This is a genomic window from Streptomyces sp. CBMA156 (assembly GCF_014596515.1).
In the GTDB taxonomy this organism is placed as follows: Bacteria; Actinomycetota; Actinomycetes; order Streptomycetales; family Streptomycetaceae; genus Kitasatospora.
In genome coordinates this window covers 1-19,470 of the sequence record NZ_MSJQ01000262.1, presented here as the reverse complement: position 1 = coordinate 19,470, position 19,470 = coordinate 1, and the positions used below count along the sequence as shown (strand labels likewise).

At 72.7% G+C, this 19,470-nt stretch carries 11 protein-coding genes and 1 pseudogene; 4 read left to right on the top strand and 8 right to left on the bottom strand.

Annotated features, from left to right (window positions below):
• Nucleotides 1-39: 39 nt before the first annotated feature.
• Nucleotides 40-609 carry a DUF1707 and FHA domain-containing protein gene (locus tag BU198_RS21940; protein WP_188298570.1) on the top strand — a complete coding sequence of 190 codons (570 nt, stop codon included), beginning with the start codon at nucleotides 40-42 and terminating at the stop codon, nucleotides 607-609.
• Nucleotides 610-660: 51 nt separating this feature from the next.
• Here the strand turns inward: BU198_RS21940 and BU198_RS21935 are convergent, their stop codons facing one another.
• Nucleotides 661-1,623, bottom strand: a complete 963-nt coding sequence (locus BU198_RS21935) for a DUF1152 domain-containing protein (protein WP_188298569.1) — start codon at nucleotides 1,621-1,623, stop codon at nucleotides 661-663.
• 128 nt (nucleotides 1,624-1,751) lie between these two features.
• Here BU198_RS21935 and BU198_RS21930 point away from each other — a divergent pair, with 128 nt between their 5' ends.
• Nucleotides 1,752-2,345 (top strand): DUF6891 domain-containing protein, encoded by a 594-nt coding sequence (locus BU198_RS21930; protein WP_188298568.1) that lies wholly within the window; start codon nucleotides 1,752-1,754, stop codon nucleotides 2,343-2,345.
• A 198-nt stretch (nucleotides 2,346-2,543) separates the two neighbouring features.
• Here the strand turns inward: BU198_RS21930 and BU198_RS21925 are convergent, their stop codons facing one another.
• The 3 genes from BU198_RS21925 to BU198_RS21915 form a co-directional block, all read right to left on the bottom strand.
• Complete coding sequence (locus BU198_RS21925; RefSeq protein ID WP_188298567.1) at nucleotides 2,544-2,945, bottom strand: hypothetical protein; 402 nt, start codon at nucleotides 2,943-2,945, stop codon at nucleotides 2,544-2,546.
• A 241-nt stretch (nucleotides 2,946-3,186) separates the two neighbouring features.
• Nucleotides 3,187-3,999: a hemerythrin domain-containing protein gene (locus BU198_RS21920; protein WP_188298566.1), complete on the bottom strand. Its 813-nt coding sequence runs from the start codon at nucleotides 3,997-3,999 to the stop codon at nucleotides 3,187-3,189.
• A 304-nt stretch (nucleotides 4,000-4,303) separates the two neighbouring features.
• Nucleotides 4,304-5,362, bottom strand: coding sequence for an alpha/beta hydrolase (locus BU198_RS21915; RefSeq protein ID WP_317620253.1), 1,059 nt, complete (start codon nucleotides 5,360-5,362; stop codon nucleotides 4,304-4,306).
• A gap of 400 nt (nucleotides 5,363-5,762) precedes the next feature.
• On the opposite strand from BU198_RS21915, the gene BU198_RS21910 reads away from it, so the two are divergent.
• Entirely contained in the window at nucleotides 5,763-6,506 is a 744-nt protein-coding gene (locus tag BU198_RS21910; RefSeq protein ID WP_188298565.1) for an SDR family oxidoreductase, read from the top strand.
• A 69-nt stretch (nucleotides 6,507-6,575) separates the two neighbouring features.
• Here the strand turns inward: BU198_RS21910 and BU198_RS21905 are convergent, their stop codons facing one another.
• The 3 genes from BU198_RS21905 to pulA form a co-directional block, all read right to left on the bottom strand.
• Nucleotides 6,576-8,321, bottom strand: a complete 1,746-nt coding sequence (locus BU198_RS21905) for a carbohydrate-binding module family 20 domain-containing protein (protein ID WP_188298594.1) — start codon at nucleotides 8,319-8,321, stop codon at nucleotides 6,576-6,578.
• 260 nt (nucleotides 8,322-8,581) lie between these two features.
• Nucleotides 8,582-10,915: a M4 family metallopeptidase gene (locus BU198_RS21900; protein ID WP_188298564.1), complete on the bottom strand. Its 2,334-nt coding sequence runs from the start codon at nucleotides 10,913-10,915 to the stop codon at nucleotides 8,582-8,584.
• A 631-nt stretch (nucleotides 10,916-11,546) separates the two neighbouring features.
• Nucleotides 11,547-17,066, bottom strand: coding sequence for a pullulanase-type alpha-1,6-glucosidase (gene pulA, locus BU198_RS21895; RefSeq protein ID WP_188298563.1), 5,520 nt, complete (start codon nucleotides 17,064-17,066; stop codon nucleotides 11,547-11,549).
• Between the two features lie 317 nt (nucleotides 17,067-17,383).
• On the opposite strand from pulA, the gene BU198_RS21890 reads away from it, so the two are divergent.
• Nucleotides 17,384-18,352, top strand: coding sequence for a phosphatase PAP2 family protein (locus BU198_RS21890; RefSeq protein WP_188298562.1), 969 nt, complete (start codon nucleotides 17,384-17,386; stop codon nucleotides 18,350-18,352).
• A gap of 56 nt (nucleotides 18,353-18,408) precedes the next feature.
• Here the strand turns inward: BU198_RS21890 and BU198_RS21885 are convergent.
• Nucleotides 18,409-19,470, bottom strand: a pseudogene (locus BU198_RS21885) (bifunctional glutamine-synthetase adenylyltransferase/deadenyltransferase); the annotation flags it as partial.

Below are 19,470 nucleotides of genomic sequence, written 5' to 3'. Positions count from 1 at the left end.
ATCTGGACAGCCGGAGTCGGCCGCGCCGACAATTTGGCCATGACGCCTCCTGAGCTCCCCACCGGCGCGGCCCGGCCAGCCGGCGCGGTCCGGCCCTCCGACGCCGAACGGGACCAGGCGCTCGGGATGCTCCGGGACGGCGCGGGCAGCGGGCGGCTCTCGCACGACACCTTCCTCGGCCGGATGGACGTCGTCCTGCACGCCACCAGCCGCGGCGAGTTGGACGCGGCGGTGGCCGGGCTGCCGACCGGCGGGCCGGTCGAGCGCTTCGTGCTGCGCACGGTCGGCCGGGTCTCCGCCTTCGGCGACCGGCTGGGCCGGGCCTGGCGCACCGAGCGGCTGCCGGGGCTGAACCTGCCGCAGGCCGGGGCCGGGAGCGGGCAGCTGACGATCGGCCGGCTCCCCGGCTCCGGACTGCGGCTGCACGACGCCTCGGTGTCCCGGCACCACGCCGAACTGCGGCACGAGGCGGGCGGCTGGATGCTGTACGACCTCGGCTCGACCAACGGGACGCACGTGAACGGGCGCCGGATAGCGGGCGGCGTCCGGGTCCAGCCGGGCGACCAGGTGCGGTTCGGCAACCTGGAGTTCCGGCTCGCCGCGTTCTGACCCGGCCGCCGCCCGCCGCGCGGGCCCCTTCGGGCGCCCACGCACCCCCGGTCAGTGCGGGAACTGCCGGGGCATCCGCTGCCGGGGCAGCTCGTCCTGGAACTCCGCGATGCCGGTGGCGATCTGACGGGTCACCACGGTGTGCTCAAGCCGGTCCAGGTACCGGTTCTCGGCGGCGAGCGCCCCGACCGTGACGCCGAAGTAGAGCGTCATCAGGGGATTGATGAAGAGCTGCTCGTCCTTCGTCCGCTCGGTGAACCGGACGTCGCCGAACTCGCCGCGCAGTGCCGCCGCCACCGAGCCGTTGACGATACTGGGGTGCTCGGGGAACGCGGCCCTGGCATGCTCGACGGCGTCCAGGTAGAGCATGCCCTCCCGGCTGTCGCGCGGGATGGAGAAGGCGCCGAGGTAGCCGCCGGCCCGGTCGATCGCGGCGAGGTTCTCCAGCACCAGGGAGTGGTTGACGCCGTGGTGGGCGTCGATGCCGAAGCCCAGGCAGGCGACCAGCCGCTCGGGCACCTCGGCCAGGCCGGCCACCGCGGCCAGGCTCGCCATGTCCTCCTCGGGGGTGCCGAGTCCGGCCTCGTCGCCGCGCATCAGGATGTCGGTGCCGCCGTCCACCAGCAGGATCGCGTCCACGCCCAGACGGGCGACCAGTGCGCGGTAGGCCTCGCGCAGCGGCTGCACGCCGACCGAGGGGAAGGCCCAGACGGTGTCGGGCATCCCGTGCCGGTGCAGCCAGCGGGCCAGGGTGCGCTCGGGGAAGTAGCCCTCGGGGGCGGCGGTGTCCGGTTCGATCCGGGCCACGTCGGGGTCCGCCCAGACGTCGAGGGGCAGGCCGTAGAGGTGGGTGAAGGAGAGGTTCGCCAGGTGCACCTCCTTGCCCGCGGCCCGCAGGGCGAGGGCGATCGGCAGCCCGGCGTACACGTCGAAGCCGCCGCCGGCACCGGCGACGAGGATCCGCTCGGCAGCCAGCAGCCGGGTGATCAGTGGCGGTTGCAGCAGAGAAGTCACCGGCGGACGGTAGCACCGGGAAGCCCGGCCCCGGCCCTGGGCCCCGACCCAGGGCTCCGGCTCACGGCTCCGGCTCACGGCTCCGGCTCACGGAGGGCAGTGTCAGTGGCGGGTGCGAGGATGCGGGCATGACCGAGGAGACGGCTCTGACCCCCGACGTGCTGCGCGAAGCCCAGGAGCAGGCCCGCGAGTTGATCCGGTGCGGTTTCCAGGAGCCGGACGAGATAGCCGAGTCCCTGGTCGAGGTCCTCGACGACCAGGGGCTCACCGAGGAGGAGGCGGAGCGGATCGTCGCTCCGCTGTGGACCGAGCGGCTGGCCGAGCAGGCGGCCTGGCCGGAGACCACCGACGTGGACAGGCTGGCGGACGCCTTCGACGCGCTGGAGGACGAGGGCATCGTCGCGGCGATGGACTTCACCTGCTGCACGAGCTGCGGCTACGCGGAGATCGGCGGCGAGGCCGGGGAGGACTCGACCGGCTTCGTCTTCTTCCACCAGCAGGACACCGAGGCGGCCGCCGCCGGGCGGGGGTTGATGCTGCGCTACGGCGGGTTCCGGACCGGGGAGGAGACGGCCGAGGTCTCCGAGCGGCGGACGGTGGAGGTCGGGCGGGCCGTGGTCGCCGCGCTGGCGGCGGTGGGGCTCCCGGCGGAGTGGGACGGTTCGCCGCACACGGCGATCCGGGTCGCCCCGCTGGAGTGGCTCAACCGCCTGCCGGAGTAGGCGCCGGGGAGCGCTTCGCCGGTGCCTGGACGACTCGTCGGTACCCGGACACCTTGCCGGTACCGGGCCGCCTCGTCGGCGCCGCGGCACGCATCGGCCGGTGACACGGCGTGTTTCGGTCAGTGGCGCGGAACGCCGGCGTCAGTGCCGGGAGACGTTCCACCGGTGCCGGGGAACGTTGCGCGGGCGCTCCGGCAGTCAGTCCCGCTCGACGTGCACTTCGGCGTAGTGGTCGCCCTTGTCCGCCTTGCGCAGGGTGACCTTGACGTTGCCCACGGAGGTCTGCGAGTCCTTGGTGACGGTCTTCCTGTCCTCGCCGATGGCCACCTCGGCCGAGGTGTCCGTGATGTGGCTCATGGTCAGCTTCATCGGGTTGTCGCCGCCGAAGATCTTGACGGTCTTGGAGGCGTCGGCGCCGTCGGTCTTGATGCCGACGGTGCACTTGTGGTCGTCCAGGCAGAGCGCCACGCCGCCCTCGCAGGCGGTCAGTCCGGCACCGAGCACCAGGACGGCGCCGGCGGCGAGAAGCGCCGGTCCGCGCCGGAAGCGGGTCCGCAGGCGGGTGCGGTGCGGGTTGGGGGTCCTGCTCGCTGTGGTCATGCCGTCGACGGTAGTGGGGTGCGTCCGGCCCGCCATCAGCCGTCGGCCTGACGCCTTCCCTGGTACGGCCCGAAGCCGCCGGGGCCGCCCGACCCCGAGAGCGATGGGTCGAATCCCCTAGGGGGCATGGGGAGTTGAGCGATCGACCGGCACGCCGAGGAAAGTCCGGCAGCTGCCGGAGACTTGTCCGCCCGACTCATGCCACGCGCGTAGACCAACGGGCCGTGAAAGCGCCCCGACGTCAGTCGGCGACGCTCCCCAGACCGTCGAAGCCACGGCCGGCCCGGCCGGCCTGAGCGTCCGCCGGCCCCCACAGCGGCGCGGTGCAGCGCTGGTAGGTCGCGTGCCAGTGCGGCCAGTTGCGGGCCACGTCGTCGTCGCACTCGGCCAGCAGCCGCTCGACCAGCGCGGGCTCCACGCCCTCCAGCAGCCAGGCCAGCGCGTCCGCCATGCCGGGGCCGTCGGCCAGCCGCAGCAGGTCCAGCAGCTCGCCCAGCCCGCCGAGCCGGGAGCCCTCGGCGACGACCCGCTCCATCCGGGGCAGCAACTGCCGCTCCTCGATCCGCAGGTGGGTCTCCAGCCGGGCCGACAGGTCCTCCACCGCGTACGCCACCGGCCAGGCGCTGCCGGCGTCCCGGCTGGCGATCCGCACCAGGGTGGTGACCCGGGTGAAGGAGTGGTCCAGGTTGTGGTGGTCGTCCTCCAGCCAGTTGAGCAGCAGCCTCAGCTCGGGGGCGAAGCGGCGCACGATCGGCCAGAGCCTGGTGTCCTGCTGCTCGTGGTGGCAGGTGAGCATCGCGGTCATGAAGTTCCAGTGCCGCAGCAGCGCCTCGCCCTTGTCGTCCTCGTCGGGCTGGAGCAGCCGCAGCGCGTTGGGCAGCCGGGCGAGGTCCCGCCGCAGCGCGGCGTACACCAGGCGCAGCCCGGAGAACCGCAGGGTGACCGGCTCGTCGTCCGGGGCCAGGCCGTAGGCGTCCGCGCCCAGGGAGTCGGCTCCGGAGTGGTCCTGGACGGGCACGGTGGGGGCGGGCTGGGGCACCAGGTGGATCGGCATGGCACTCTCTTCACGGCTTGGGGCACGGCGGGTGGCGGCGGCCGGTCGAGGACCGCCCCAGCCAAGGTGCTCGCAGTCGATCAGAAGCGAATCAATGTCCGATTGACGCGCAGGTCACGGCCCTGCGGACGGACGGCGGCGCGGCGCCGGAGGAACGTCGGAGGAACGCCGAGGGACACCCGAAGACGCCGAAGGAGCGCCCGGAGATCCCGAGGAGCCCCCGGAGCCCCCGGAAAACGAGACCGCCGGCACCGGGAGCGCGAACGCGCCTCCGGCACCGGCGGTACGGGTGCGGGCAGGGGCCTCAGTCGGCCGCCGGTCCCGCGAGGTGGGCGGTGAGCCACACCAGGGTGTCCGGGATCATCTTCTTGAAGTCCGAGGTCAGGTGCTTGCCGCCGGCCTGCTCGTGGTACTCGAGGCTCAGCGGCGGGACCGCCTTGCCCACCCAGGCCTTGACCAGCTTGGTCTCGTACGGGTTGGCGCCGCCCGCGGTGACCAGCATGCTCACGTCGGCCTTGCCCTGGGCGACCAGCGTCTCGGGGCTGTTGGCGGCCTTCTCCGCGTCGTGGCCCTTCCACAGCAGCGAGTCCGGGGCGAAGTAGCCGTCGATCGGCACCGCGGCCTTGTAGACCTGGGGGTACTGGAGGGCGAGCTTCGCGCTGCAGAAGCCGCCGGTGGAGGCGCCCATCACGCCCCAGCCGTCGCGGCCCTTCACGGTGCGGAAGTTGGCGCGGACGAAGTCCGGGATGTCCTCGGCCATCCAGGTGCCCATCTTGGGCTGGCCCGGGATGTCGGAGCAGTCCAGCGCGTTCTTCTCGTCGCTGGTGAAGTTCTGCACCGGCATCACCATGATGAACGGGTGGGCCTTGCCCTCCTTGACCAGCCGCTCGTTCTCCTCCTGGATCGGCAGCTGGTTGTCGGTCCAGGTGTTGTAGCCGTTGCTCTGGCCGCCCGCGAAGAGGGTGAGCACCGGGAAGCCGGTCTTGGCGAACTTGGGGTCGTTGTACTCGGGCGGCAGCCAGACCCAGACCTGGCCGGTGACGCCGGACTTGGCTCCGGTCACCTTGGTCATCAGGATCGGGCCGGCGCCGGTGTCCCTGGACTTGGTGAGGTTGGCCGCGGGCCCGGTCGGCATCAGCACCTTGCCGGTGGCGGCCGGGGGCGTACTGGCGGCCGCGGACGGGGTGGTGCCGGTGGCGCTCGGGCTGCCCGAGGAGCTGCCGGTCCCGGCCGCGGTGGCGTTCGCCTTGGCGCTGTCCCCCTTCTCTCCGCCGGAACTCCCGCAGGCCGCGAGCGAGGCGGCCAGGGCGAGCACGGCGGCACCGGACAGGACGGCACGGGAACGGGACGACTGCCTAAGCACGGTGAGGACTCTCCGACCGATGTCGCGCCCGGTCCGTCTGGCCGGGCGGCGGCCCCCCGGTGGGGCCGGACATGCCGGGGGCACGGCGCTGGTGCGTCCCCCGGGGTGCGGCGCGCCGCCCCTCGCGGGGGTGCGCCTTCCTGCGATCTTATGACGTGGGCCGGGGCGGGCCGGTTGCGCGGTGGCCACCGGAAATCCAATGTTTGTTCGCGATCAGGTAAAGGCCTCCACCACTCCCCCCGGACGGCGGGGGCCGATCGGCGGGGGCCACGGTCGGCACCCGGATCGGCGCCCGCCGCCCGGCCCTCCGGCTTCCGGGCGGTCCGGCCGGTGACGGCGGCCCGCGGATCCGGAACGATCGCTCCCGGGACAACCGGGAACAGCCATCGAGGAGGACGCCATGAACCAGCGGATCGCCGTCGTCACCGGAGCCGGGAGCGGCATCGGCCGGGCCGTGGCGGTCGAACTCGCCGCGGCCGGCTGGCGGACGGTGCTGGCCGGCCGACGGCCGGGACCGCTGCACGAGACCGCCCGGCTCTGCGCCGCCCCGGCCGACGCGGTGCCGACCGACGTCACCGACCCGGACGCGGTGGACGCGCTGTTCGCCGCGGCCGCCGGGCGCCACGGCCGGGTGGACCTGCTGTTCAACAACGCCGGCACCTTCGGCCCGGCCGTCCCGGTGGAGGAGCTGGCCGTCGAGGACTGGCGGGCCGTGGTCGACCTCAACCTGACCGGCGCCTTCCTCTGCGCCCGGGCCGCGTTCCGGCAGATGCGGGCACAGGAGCCGCAGGGCGGCCGGATCATCAACAACGGTTCGGTCTCGGCGCACGTCCCGCGCCCGCACTCGATCGCCTACACCGCGACCAAGCACGCCGTCACCGGCCTGACCAGGTCGCTGTCGCTGGACGGCCGCCCGTACCGGATCGCCTGCGGGCAGATCGACATCGGCAACGCGGCGACCGACATGACGGCGGCGATGAGCGCGGGCGTCCGGCAGGCGGACGGCCGGATCGCCCCCGAGCCGACCATGGACGTGGCCGACGTGGCGCGCACCGTGCGCCACATGGCCGGGCTGCCGCTGGAGGCCAACGTGCAGTTCGCCACCGTGATGGCGACGGCCATGCCGTACGTCGGCCGGGGGTAGCCGGCGGCCGCGCCACACACGGGGCCCCGGCCGGCACCTGTCGGCCGGGGCCCCCGCGAAGCGCCGGGGCTACGCCCGCCAGGTGTCGTTCAGCGTGACCGTCCCGCCCGAGGGCACCGTCGCCGTCCGGTTGGCGCCCGACTCCCAGGTCACCGCGCCGCTCGCGTCCTTGCGGACGTACTTGTACTGGAAGGACGTGCCGGCCGGCAGCGAGAGCGCCAGCGACCAGACCGGGTAGCCGGCCGGGGAGAGCGGCAGCGCCTTCGCCGGGTCCCAGCCGCCGAGCGCCGCGACGTCGCCGGCCACGAAGAGGTTCTGTCCGTACGAGGTGGCGGCGTTGACGTTGAACGAGGCTCCGGAGACGCTCGCGCCGCCCTGGACGTACAGCGCGACCGCGTCGCCCGCGCCCACCGTCGCGGTGAACTGCCCGTTGGCGCCGACCTGGTACGTCGGGCCGGTGCAGCCGCCGCCCGGCTGCGGGTCGCCGTGCTGGACGTCGCAGTAGGAGCCGGCCGGCAGCCCGGTCTGGAAGGCCCGGGTGATCGCGCCGCTCCCGCGGTTGATCGCGACGTAGCCCTTGTTGCCCCGGCCGAAGGCGATCGCGTCGGCGCCGTCGGACCACCAGTCGGTGACCCCGCTGCCCGCCACCGCGTTGCGGAAGCCGACCATGTTGGCGACCTGCCGCCAGGCGTGGGTGCAGTTCCACCCGTCCTGGTAGCAGGCCTTGACGGTGCCGCCGTTGGGCGGGCCGTCGTCCTTGTTGGTGAAGGCGTAGCCGGAGTACACGTTGGGGGCGCCGTACGGCGAGGCCAGCAGGAAGACGTTGGCCAGGGTGTAGGTGCTGCCGTAGGTGTAGTCGAGCGTGGAGCCGTTGCGCTCGGTGTCCCAGTTGTCGACGAAGCTGCGCGCCTGGCCGCTCGGCAGGTAGCCCCAGGAGGCACCCCAGCCGCTGAGGTCGGCGAGCTTGCCGGTGGTGAACACCCGCTTGAGGTCGGTGCCGACCCGGAACTCGTCCACGTCGCCGGTGCCGGTGTACTCGCCGGGCTGGACCGGCTCGCCGGCGCCGTAGATGGCCTCCTGGACCCAGTAGGCCCCGGGGTTGGCCATCGCGGCCTTGATCGCGGCGAGGTCTGCGGCGGCGATGTGCTTGGCGGCGTCGATCCGGTAGCCGTCGACGCCGAGCGAGGCGAGGTCGTCCAGGTAGTGCGCGATGGTGGTCCGGACGTACGCGCTGCCGGTGTCAAGGTCGGCGAGGTTCACCAGTTCGCAGTTCTGGACCTCGGACCGGTCCTGGTAGTTGCCGATCGCCCGCCGGCAGCCGTGGAAGTCCTGGTCCTGGTACGTGCCCGGGTAGGCGTACTTGGTGTACGCGGTGCCGCCGGTGCCGGTGCCGGAGCCCGCCGACATGTGGTTGACCACCGCGTCGGCGATCACCTTGACCCCGGCCGCGTGGCAGGTGGCGACCATGTTCTTGAAGGACGTGCGGTCGCCGAGCCGTCCGGCGATCCTGTAGCCGACCGGCTGGTAGGAGGTCCACCACTGCGGGCCCTGGATGTGCTCCTGCGGCGGGGAGACCTCGACGAAGCCGTAGCCCTTGGGGCCGAGGGTGGAGGTGCAGGCCTGGGCGACGGAGTCGAAGCGCCACTCGAAGAGGGTGGCGGTGACGTCCTTGCCGTTGTTCGCGGGTGGGGCGGCCTGGGCGGCGGGGGCACCGAGGGAGGTGCCGAGCGAGAGCGCGAGCGCCGCCGAGGCGGCGAGCGCGCCGGCCGTACGGGCGGGCCGGCGGGTGGGGGTGGTCCGGCGGGTGGGGGCGATGGTGACCACGTCGTCTCCTGAGGGTGGCTGGGGTGGGGCAGCCGGAGGGCGAAGTGTGCAGGAATTTTCTGCAACTTGCCGGAAACTTGCAGCGCCGAACCTAGAGGCGCCCGCAGGAGCCGTCAAGACCTCGCTCACGCCCCGGGAGACACGTTCTCCGCGCCACGGTCCGCCGGACCGCACGACAAGGGCCCGGCAGCCGTGGCCGCCGGGCCCCTCACCTGTCCTGGTTCACCGGCCCGTCAGGAGCCGGCCCGGGCTCAGCCGGTCTGGATGGAGGTGTCGTCGATCACGAAGCTGGTCTGGAGCGAGGCGTCCTCGGTCCCGGCGAACTTCAGGGTGACCGTCTGGCCCGCGTAGGCCGACAGGTCGAAGGTCCGCTGCTGGTAGCCGGCCGCGGCGTCCACGTTGGAGTACGTCTTCAGCGCGGTGCCGTTCACCGTCACGGCCAGCTTGTCGTACGCCGTGCTGCCCGACTCCGCGGTGTCGATGTGCAGCCAGAAGCTCAGCGTCGCCTTGCAGCCCGCCGGGATGCTCACCGTCTGCGACAGCGAGTCCGAGTGCGTGGAGCCGTAGCCGTTCATCCACGCCTTCCACGAACCGCCGTGCGCCGCCTGCGAGGTGCTGTTGTCCACCACACCGCTGGAGGCCGTCCACGGCGAGGCCGTGCCCGACTCGAAGCCCGCGTTGCCCAGCAGCTGCGCCGGCGTGCAGCCGCCGCCACCGGTGGAGACGGTCCAGGTGAAGCTGGTCGTCCCGGTCTTGCCGGCCGAGTCCTTCGCCGTGACGGTCACGTTGTAGGTGCCCGCGGTGCTCGCGGCCCCGGTGATCACGCCGGTGGAGGCGTTGATCGACAGGCCGGTGGGCAGCCCGGTGGCCGTGTAGGACAGCGGGGCGGTGCCACCGGAGGCCTTGATCGCCAGGTTGACCGCGCCACCGACGGCGGTGGACTGGTTGCCCGGGCTGGTGACGGTGACGCCGCCCGGGTTGGGCGCGGTGCCGACGTTGACGCCCGCCCAGGCGGTGCCGACGGCGGCCAGCTCGGCGCTGCCGGCGCCGTACAGGTCGGTGGCCGCCTTCTCCGTCGCGGTGCGCGCCGCGGCGTAGTTGGTGTTGGAGGTCATGTAGGTGGTCAGCGCGCGGTACCAGATCGCCGCCGCCTTGTCCCGGCCGATGCCGGTGACCGCGATGTTGCCCTGGGTCGGCGAGTCGTAGCTGACGCCGTTGATCACCTTCGCGCCGCTGCCCTCGGACAGCAGGTAGAAGAAGTGGTTGGCGACGCCGGACGAGTAGTGGACGTCCTTGTTGCCGACGGTGGAGGACCAGTAGTCGGCCGAGGCCCCGTCCTTGGACGGCTTGTCCATGTAGCGCAACGGGGTGCCGTTCCCGTTGATGTCGATCAACTCGCCGATCAGGTAGTCGGGGTTGTCGGTCGGGATGTTGGCGGAGAACTCGACCATGGTGCCGAAGATGTCCGAGGTGGCCTCGTTGAGGCCGCCGGACTCACCGGAGTAGGTCAGGTTGGCGGTGGCCGAGGTGACGCCGTGGCTCATCTCGTGGCCCGCGACGTCCAGTTCGGTGAGCGGCGCGGTGTTGTTGGAGCCGTCGCCGTACGTCATGCAGAAGCAGGAGTCGTCCCAGAACGCGTTCACGTAGTTGTTGCCGTAGTGGACGCGGCTGTAGGCGCCGACCCCGTCGTTGCGGATGCCGTTGCGGCCGAAGGTGTTCTTGTAGTAGTCCCAGGTGGCCGCGACGCCGAAGTGGGCGTCGACCGCGGCGGATTCGCCGTTGCTGACGGTGCCGTCGCCCCAGGTGTCGGTGGACTTGCTGTACAGCGTCCCGGCACCCGAGGTCCCGTGGTTCAGGTTGGTGGTGTACATCCCACCGCGGGCGCCGTCCTTCATCTGGTACGTCGACCCGGACTGGGTGGTGCCGATGGTGACGTTGCCGACGAAGACGCCCTTGCCGGAGCCGGTCTCGATGCCGTCCCACTGCTGGATGACCTGGCCGCTGGTGGCGTCGGTGACGACGTGCATCTTGCTCGGGGTGCCGTCGGCCTTGGTGGAGGCGACGACGGTCTCCCAGGCGAGCCGGGGGCTGTTGTCCGAGGCCCAGACCACCAGGCGCGGCGCGGTCTCGACCGCGGTGCCCTGCTCGGCGGCGAGCGCGGCCGACTGGGCGGCCGGCGCGGCCAGCTTCGGCGTGGTGCCGACGCCGCTCAGCGAGGCGGTGCTGGCCCGGTCGACGCTCTTGGTCGCGCCGGTGGGCGCCTGGTGCACCACCAGGTCCCCGCCCAGGACGGGCAGTCCGTTGAGGGTGCGCTCGTACCGCAGGTGGCGGGTGCCGTCCGCGTCCTGGATGACGTCCTTGGTGACCAGCTTCTCCTCGCCGCTCAGGCCCAGGCTCTGGGCGAGGGAGGCGGTCTGCTGGTTCGCCGCGGAGATCAGCTGGGCGCGGTTCGCCTGCTGGGCCGCGACGGCGGCCGGCGCGTCCGGCGTGGCCGCCTGGGCGATGACCGGTATGCCGGTCACCAGCAGCGCGGTGGAGGCGGCCATGACAACCGCCGCCTTCCGGGTGTGAGCGTAACGGGACATGCGGACTCCTTTTCCGACCGGCGCTGGGTCGCGCACGGTGGAGAGAAACCTGGGCCGCTGGGTTGCGGCGCAGTGGGGGCCCCCGCCGGGTACGACGGGAGTGCGGATGCGGTGCTCACAACTCGTTCGCAGGGTCGGGACGCGCTGCACCTGAACTGGACCAGCTGCACCGGGGGGTGGGGTCCCCTCGTCTACAGCCGGGGGAATCGTGGCAGCAAACCAGCCGTTGATGACAGATGCATGCCACGGATTGGCCGATTCATTACCGAAACCGTATGGAGGACTGTTCGTCAGTTGTGTTACCCCACGGCGAACTCGTGAACACGGTTTTCATGCCCCGGGTGAAGTTCGATCACCACCGGAGGTCGGTGACCAGCACTCAGGGCCGCCGCCGGCACCGGCGGGTGGCCGACAGCGCCCGGCGGGCCCGGCACATCACAGTTCCGGCCGTGCCACTGACGCTTTCCGGCCATTGTCCGGCCGGAACGGAACCGACCCCGGCCGGACCGCGACCGGGCCCCGTACCGACTGAACAGTGGTACGGAGCCCGGGAGTTGTCAGGGTGTACGAATCAGTGCCGGACGCATCGGCACTGGGGGAACCGGCGCCGGACGAGTCGGTACCGGACGAATCAGTGCTGGGCGAACACCGCCACGGTGCGGCCCGGCACGGTGAAGGTCCCGGTCGCGGCGTCGAAGCCGGACCGCTGCACCACCCGGTCCGCCCCGCCCGCCTGGACGGGGTGCAGCGCCTGGCCGGTGCCCTTCAGCGCCGGGACGGTCTGCGCCTGCGCCGTGGGCGTGGCGTTGAACACCACCGTGACGCCCTTCTCCGCCCCCGGCAGCCCGGTGCCGTCCAGGTGCAGGGTGATCACCCCCGGCGTCTCACCGGCGGTGCCGGAGAGCGGGTAGGAGAGCCGCTGCTGGACGGCGGCCAGGGTGGGCAGCGAGAACAGCGGGGAGGACCGCTTGATCCGCAGGAACTCCCGGTACTGCGCCGAGGCAGCGCCGATGTCGGCCGCGCCGACGGTCAGCCGCGGGTCCGCCAGCAGGGCCGCGGCGGCCGGCCACTGCGACTGGTTGTCCTTCGCCGGCGGCAGGCCGCGCCCCCAGCCGTTGCCGGCCGAGGCGTCCCAGTGGATCGCGTTGAACCAGTCCCCCGAGTCGTAGGAGTTGGAGTCCAGCGACTTGGAGCGCAGCAGGTCGCTGCCGGCCTGGGCGAAGCCCGCGCCCTGGGTGAGCACGGTCAGCGAGAGCCCGAGCGCCTGCATCCGGGCCCGGTCGGCGGGCGCGGTGCCGGTCGGCAGCTTGTGGGCGAGCGCGTCGAAGAGGTCGGTGTTGTCGTGGGCGTCCACGTACTCCACCGCCTCACCGGGCTTGGCGGCGTACCCGGTCGGGGCGCCGTTGTAGTCGACCCCGGCGCCGGTGACGGGCTTCCCCGCGCTGTCGGTGAAGGCGTAGCCGGCCAGGTTGCCGGTCAGCCCGACCTTCACCTGGTCCATCCGGTGCAGCAGCCCGGCCTTCTGCTCCTCCGGGGTGCCGTTCGCGGCCGAGCCGTTCGGGTCGGTGTACAGGCCCGAGGCGAAGCCCTGCTGCGGGGCGGAGTCCAGCATGAAGTTGCCGCCGCGGGCGGCGTCCCTGATCCGGTCGTCGAAGGTGGCGATGCCGGTGCCGGCCATGTTCTGCTGGGTGGCCTGCTCGAAGCGGGCGTTGTCGGCGACCGCGCCGAAGTTCCAGCCCTCGCCGTAGAGGAAGACGTTCTTCCCGTCCACGCCGTCCGAGTCCGGCGTCATCTTCCGCAGCGCGGCCTGGACGTCCAGCATGGTGGACTTCGGGTCCAGGCCCATCAGGTCGAAGCGGAAGCCGTCCACCTTGTACTCACGGGCCCACAGCGTCACCGAGTCGACCACCAGCCGGTTCATCATGGCGTGCTCGGGCGCGGTGTCGGCGCAGCAACTGTCCGTCGTCACCTTGCCGTTGGCGTCCAGCCGCTGGTAGTAGCCGGGGACCACCCGGTCCAGCACCGAGTGCTCGGCCTGGCCGCCGGCGGCGGTGTGGTTGTAGACCACGTCCAGCACCACCCGCAGCCCGGCCGCGTGCATCGCCTGCACCATCTGCCGGAACTGCACGGTCCGCGCCGCTCCGCCGGGGTCGGTGGCGTAGGAGCCCTCCGGCACGTTGTAGTGCAGCGGGTCGTAGCCCCAGTTGTACGCGTCGTCGGCGGCCACCGCCGCCACGCACTCCTGCTGCGCCGGGCCGTCCTTCGGGAGGGACCCGAGGTCGCAGGCGGGCAGCTTCCGGTCCGCCGGGTTCTCCCGGATGGTGGCGATGTCGAAGGTCGGCAGCAGGTGGACGGTGGTCACCCCGGCCTCGGCCAGCTCCCTGAGGTGCCGCATGCCCGCCGAGTCCGACTCGGTGAACGCCAGGTAGGTGCCGCGCTCGGCGGCCGGGACGGTCGGGTCCTCGACGGAGAAGTCCCGGACGTGCAGTTCCTGGATCTGCTGCTGCGCGGGCGGGACGGCCTTCGGGCGGGCGTGGTCGTCCCAGCCCTCCGGCTTGAGCTCCCCGGCGTCGAGGTCCGCGACCAGGCTCCGCCGGGAGTCGGTGGACAGCGCCACCGAGTACGGGTCGGTGACGGTGTTGACCACCGACTGCTGCGTCGAGGGCGCCCAGACCTTCACCTGGTACAGGTAGTACTTGCCGTCCAACTCGCGCTTGTCGCGGACGACTTCCCACACCCCGGTCTCGTCGTCGCGCTTCAGCGGCAGCGACCTCGGGGTGCCCCCGGTGGCGCTGTCGAAGACCTGGACGGAGACCTCCTGCGCGGTCGGCGCCCACAGCGAGAGCGCCACCTTGCCGTGGTAGTAGGCCGGCCCGAAGTCCGCCTTGGCGGTCCGCCCGGCGTACAGGTCGTCCAGCACACCCGGGATCTGCACCCCGGTGGCGGCCAGGACGGCGCCGCTGGGCAGGTGTTCGGTGAACAGCAGCTGGCCGCGCAGCGCGGCCGGCACCCGGGCGGCGTCCCTGGCGTCCACGGTGAAGGCTCGGTAGCCCGCCAGGTGCGGGTACTTCGCCTTCTGGGCGTCGGTCAGCCCGCCCTTGGCCGGGGTGAGCCGCAGCCACGTGCCGGGCTTGGTCAGCGCGCCCTTGTCGGCCCGGATGCCGCCCTCGGGGTCGTACACCAGCTGGGCGCTGGTGCCGCCGGCCAGGGCGTCGTCGCCCGCGCCGTAGTTCGCCGGGACGACGACGGTCCTCGCGTCGATCCACTGGGCCCTGGCGCCGGTGAGGTCCACCTGCGCGGAGGCGGCCGGGCTCTGCGGCAGCAGGTAGCCCTCCCGGCCGCCGAGGATCCAGACCTCCTTGCCGGTGACGGCGAGGTCCAGCGACTGGTCGGTGGGCAGGTCCTTGTCGTTGCCCTTGTGCAGGATGTAGCCGAGGCTGGTCGCGCCGGGTGCCAGCGGCACCTCGAAGACGGCACCGAAGGCGTCGCGGCGCACCGGCGTCAGCGGCTTGCCCCAGTCGGTCGGGGTGGCCGCGCCGGTCCAGTCGTGCAGGCCCCAGCCGTCGTAGTCGCCGTCGGCCCGGTTGTAGTGGATGACGGCGGTGTCCGCGGGCTGGGTGTCGGGCGGGCCGGGGTTCGCGGTGCGCACCGCCGGGTCGCCCTGCCTGAGCCACACCTCGCCGGTGCTGCCGACGTCGAGGTGCCGGTCGGCGTCCACGTCCTTGACGCCGTCCTTCTCCACGACGAAGCCGACGTCCGAGGCGCCGGGCTTGAGCCGCACGTACGCGAAGGCGCCGTACGCGTCCCGCCCGGTGAAGCCGTGCCCGGCCGGCCACGGGGTGGTCTCGCCGTCGGCGAGGTCGCCCCAGGCGTAGAGGTTCCAGCCCTCGTAGTCGCCGTCCGGCCGGTTGTAGTGGACGACGGCGTACGGGCGGGAGCCGGCGGTGGGTGCCGGCTTCGGCGCGGGGGTGCCGGTGGTGAAGCTCGCGGTGGCGGAGCGCAGCCGGCCGCCGGAGTCCTGCACGACGGCCTTGTAGCGCACCACCGTGCCGGGGGCGACGGCGCCGAGGTCCTGGGTGACCAGGTACTTCCCGGTGTCGGCGGTGCCCAGGGTCTGCCAGGGCCCGTTGCCGATCCGGGCGGCGAAGCTCACCCGGTTGAAGCCGCCGTCCGTCCTGGCACCGACCGTGACCAGGCCGGTCGCGCCGTCCGCCGGCGGCTGCACCGAGAGCTGCGGTGCGGCGTTCGCGGCCGCGAGCCTGCCGCCGGCCTTGAACACCACGGAGGACATCGCCGGCACGGTGACCGTCACCCTGCGGTCGGCGCCGCTGGTGAGCCGCTCGCCGGGAGCCGGGAAGATCCGGTCGAAGCCCATCCCCGCCGAGAAGGTGTCCAGCGTGACGGTCTTCGGCTCGGTGGCGTTGTTGACCGCCGCCAGGTACTCGACCTGCTGCCCCGCGTCGATCCGGGAGAAGGCGTACACGCCCGCGCCGTCGGCGGCGTACCGCTCGATCTGGGCGCCGTCGGCCAGGGCCGGGTTGTCCCGGCGCAGCCTGGCCAGTCCGGCGATGCCCTGGTAGAGCTCGCCGCCCTGCCCGTACCGGTCGGCCGGGCCCGAGGGGCCGCCGAGCACCCGGTCGGCGTTGTACGAGTCCGTCTTCGAGGCGAACAGGTCCTGCCGGGCCTCCTTGTCGCCGCCCGCGCCGGTGAAGCCCTGCTCGTCGCCGTAGTAGACGACGGGCTGGCCGCGGGTGAGGAACTGGAGCTCGGTGCCGAGCCGGTCCTTCCTCAGCAGGGTCGCCTCGTCGGCGCCCGGGTTGTCGGCGAGCAGGAAGGAGCCGAAGCGGCCCATGTCGTGGTTGCCGAGGAAGGTCGGCAGCTCGTACGCGTCGGTGTCGGCGCCGGTGTAGCGGTAGTCCTGGGCGTAGACGTCGGCGAGGTTGCGCGCCGAGCCGCCCTGCGAGACGTAGGAGCGGGCCGCGCCCTGGAACGGGAAGTCCAGGGTGGCCTGGAGCCTGCCCTTGGTGACGTACGGCGAGGTGACCGCCGGGTCGCCGGAGTAGACCTCGCCGAACATGAAGAACTTCTTGTTGCCCTGCTTGGCGGCGAAGTCCTTGAGCGCGGGCGCCCACTGCTGCCAGAACGCCATGTTGACGTGCTTGACGGTGTCGATCCGGAAGCCGTCCACGCCGGCGTCCCTGACCCACTGCTGGTAGACCTTCTCGAAGCCCTTCACCACCTTGGGGTTCTGGGTGTCGAGGTCGTCCAGGCCGCTGAAGTCGCCCTCGGTGGCGGACTCGCCGGCGAAGGTCGAGTCGCCCCGGTTGTGGTAGAGCGCGGGGTCGTTGAGCCAGGACGGGGTCTTGGCCCCGGCGTCGGCCGGGCTGCGGAACACCGGGGTGTAGGGGAAGGAGTCCTTGCCGGTCCTCGGCCAGGGGGTGCCCGCGTCGGCGACGGCGGTCTCGTCCACCGGGTTCCCGTCCGCGTCGAGCGTCGGGTAGGCGCCGGCCGAGCGGTAGCCGTACTGCTTCTCGGCGTAGTCGATGACGTCGGCGGTGTGGTTGGTGATGACGTCGAAGAAGACCTTGATGCCGCGGGCGTGCGCCTTGGCGATCAGCTCCTTGAGCTGCTCGTTGGTGCCGAAGTGCGGGTCGACCTGGGTGAAGTCGGTGATCCAGTAGCCGTGGTAGCCGGCCGAGGCTTCGGCCCCGCTGCCCTGCACCGGCTTGTTCCTGAAGATCGGCGCCATCCAGATCGCGGTGGTGCCGAGGTCCTGGACGTAGTCGAGCTTCCGGATCAGTCCGGCCAGGTCGCCGCCGTGGTAGAAGCCCCGGTCGGCGGGGTCGAAGCCGTTCTCCAGCCGTCCTCCCGTGATGCCGCCGGTGTCGTTGGCCCCGTCGCCGTTGGCGAAGCGGTCGGGCAGGACGAAGTAGAACTGCTCGCGGGTGAGGTCGTGCCGCCCCGCGGTGGCCGCGAGGGCGGCGTCCGAGGGCGGGGCCGGCGGGGCGGCGGCGAGGGCCGCGGGGGCGCCGCCGAGGGTGGCGGCGGTCAGTGCGGCGGCCAGCAGCACGGCCGTGCGGCCCGGCGGTCTGCGACGGCCGGCGGTTCGCCGGGACGTGCTCCGTCGGGGGCGGAGCGGGACATCGGCCACTGAGGGCTCCCTTAGGGGAAGGGGCGATCGATTTCCCAGGAAGCTAGCGGCCTGCAATATGTTTCAGCAAGATGCAGAAAGCATTACGTGCCCGGACGTTCCAGGTGGCGGGCCGTCTCCCGGCACCCCGATTACTCCCCCGGAGCGACGAGCGTGACAATGGAACGTATGTCCGCCCCACCGGTACGCACCGAACCTCAGAGCACCCCCTACCCCGGTGGGCGCCGGCCCCTAGCCCTCAAGGGGGACAGCCGGTGAAGAATCCACTTCCAGAGGATGAGCAGACGGCTACGAGTGGTCTGGCAGACTTGCCCCCCATGGGGGAACCGACCGAGATCCAGCGAGCCGGCGCCGGGCGCGCCGACGCGGCCAGCGGTGGCGGTTCCGAAGCGGTGACGGCCGTCCCCGGCCGCCTGCCCGACGGAGCCACCCGCGCCGCGCAGTCCCGTACCGCCGCCCTGCGCGGCCGCATCCACGCGCAGCGCAGGTCGCCGGCCCGGCCGCGGATCTGGTTCGAGCTCGCGCTGATCGGGATCAGCTACTGGATCTACTCGATCGTGCGCAACGCGGTTCCCGAACAGGAAGCGATAGCCCAGAAGCACACGCGCTGGATCTGGGAGCTGGAGCAGCACCTCGGCATCGCCGTCGAGCGCTCGGTCAACCACGCCGTGGACAGCGTCGGCTGGCTCATCACGGGGATGAACTACTACTACGCGACGCTGCACTTCGTCATCACGATCGGCGTGCTGGTCTGGCTCTACCGCCGCCACCCCGGACGCTACGTCGCGGCCCGCACCGTGCTGTTCGTCACCACCGGGATCGCCCTGGTCGGCTTCTACTTCTTCCCGCTGGCCCCGCCCCGGCTGATGACCGACGGCGGCTTCGTCGACACCGTGAAGGTCCACGGCACCTGGGGCTCGATGGCCTCCGGCCCCGCCGCGCACGTCTCCAACCAGTACGCGGCGATGCCCTCGATGCACATCGGCTGGTCGCTCTGGTGCGGCCTGGCGATCTTCTTCCTGGCCCGCCGGACGTGGGTCAGGGCGCTCGGCCTGCTGTACCCGGCCGCCACCCTGGTGGTCATCGTCTCCACCGCCAACCACTTCTGGATGGACGCCGTCGGCGGCGTACTCTGCCTGGCCGTGGGCTTCGGCGCCGCCCGCTGGCTGTACCACGAGTGGGTCTACCGACTGCCCAGGGTGCCCGCCAGGGAGACGGCGGCCGAGCAGCCGATCACCGTCCCCGAGCAGTGGAGCGAACCCGCGGTCAGCACCGCGCGCCGCTGACCCGCGAGATCTCGGAGGGGCCCCGGTGGGGCCCCTTCCGCATGTCCGGGGCCGGTTCAGCCGACGCCGTAGAACAGCCGGTCCACCACCGCCCTGGCCCGCCGGGTGGTCCGCCGGTAGTCGTCCAGCAGCTCACCGCTGTGCCCGGAGCCGTACCCGAGGTAGCGGGCCACCCCGGCCAGCTCCCTGGCCTCCCCCGGGAAGCTGTCCCCGGGGCGTCCGCGCACCAGCATCACCGCCGCCCGCACCCGGGAGGCCAGCACCCAGGCCGCCTCCAGCACCTCGGCGTCCTCCGGCTCCACCAGCCCGGCCCCGACGGCGGCCACCAGCGCGGCCCTGGTCCTGGTGGTGCGCAGGGCCGGCAGCTCGTGTCCGTGCCGGAGCTGGAGCAGCTGCACCGTCCACTCCACGTCCGCCAGCCCGCCCCGGCCGATCTTGGTGTGGGTGGTCGGATCGGCCCCGCGCGGCAGCCGCTCGGCCTCGATCCGCGCCTTGATCCGGCGGATCTCCACCAGGTCCCGCTCCGGCACCCCGCCGCCCGGGTAGCGCAGCGGGTCGATCAGCTGCCGGAACCGCAGGCCCAGCTCCTCGTCCCCGGCCACCGGCTCGGCCCGCAGCAGCGCCTGGCTCTCCCAGGTGTGCGACCAGCGCCGGTAGTACGCCGCGTACGAGGCGAGGGTGCGCACCAGCGGGCCGCTGCGCCCCTCCGGCCGCAGGTCGGCGTCGACCAGCAGCGGCGGCTCGGTGGAGGGCGCGCCCAGCTGGGTGCGCAGTTCGTGGCAGACCGCCTGGGCGGCCTTGGCAGCCTCCTCCGCCAGCGAGCCGAGCAGCGGCTCGTGGACGAAGAGCACGTCCGCGTCAGAGCCGTAGCCCAGTTCGTGGCCGCCGAAGCGGCCCATCGCGATCACCGAGATCCGGGTCGGCAGGTCCCCGTGCTCGGCCTCCCACCCGGCGACGCAGGCGCGCAGCGCGCCGCGCAGGGTGGCGGCGTTGAGCGCGGTGAGCGCCTCCCCCGCGGTGTCCAGCGCCTCGGCCGGGTCCTCGCCGAACCGGCCGAGCACGTCCGCGGCGGCGGTGCGGAAGAGCTCCCGGCGGCGCACCGACCGGGCGGCCGCCAC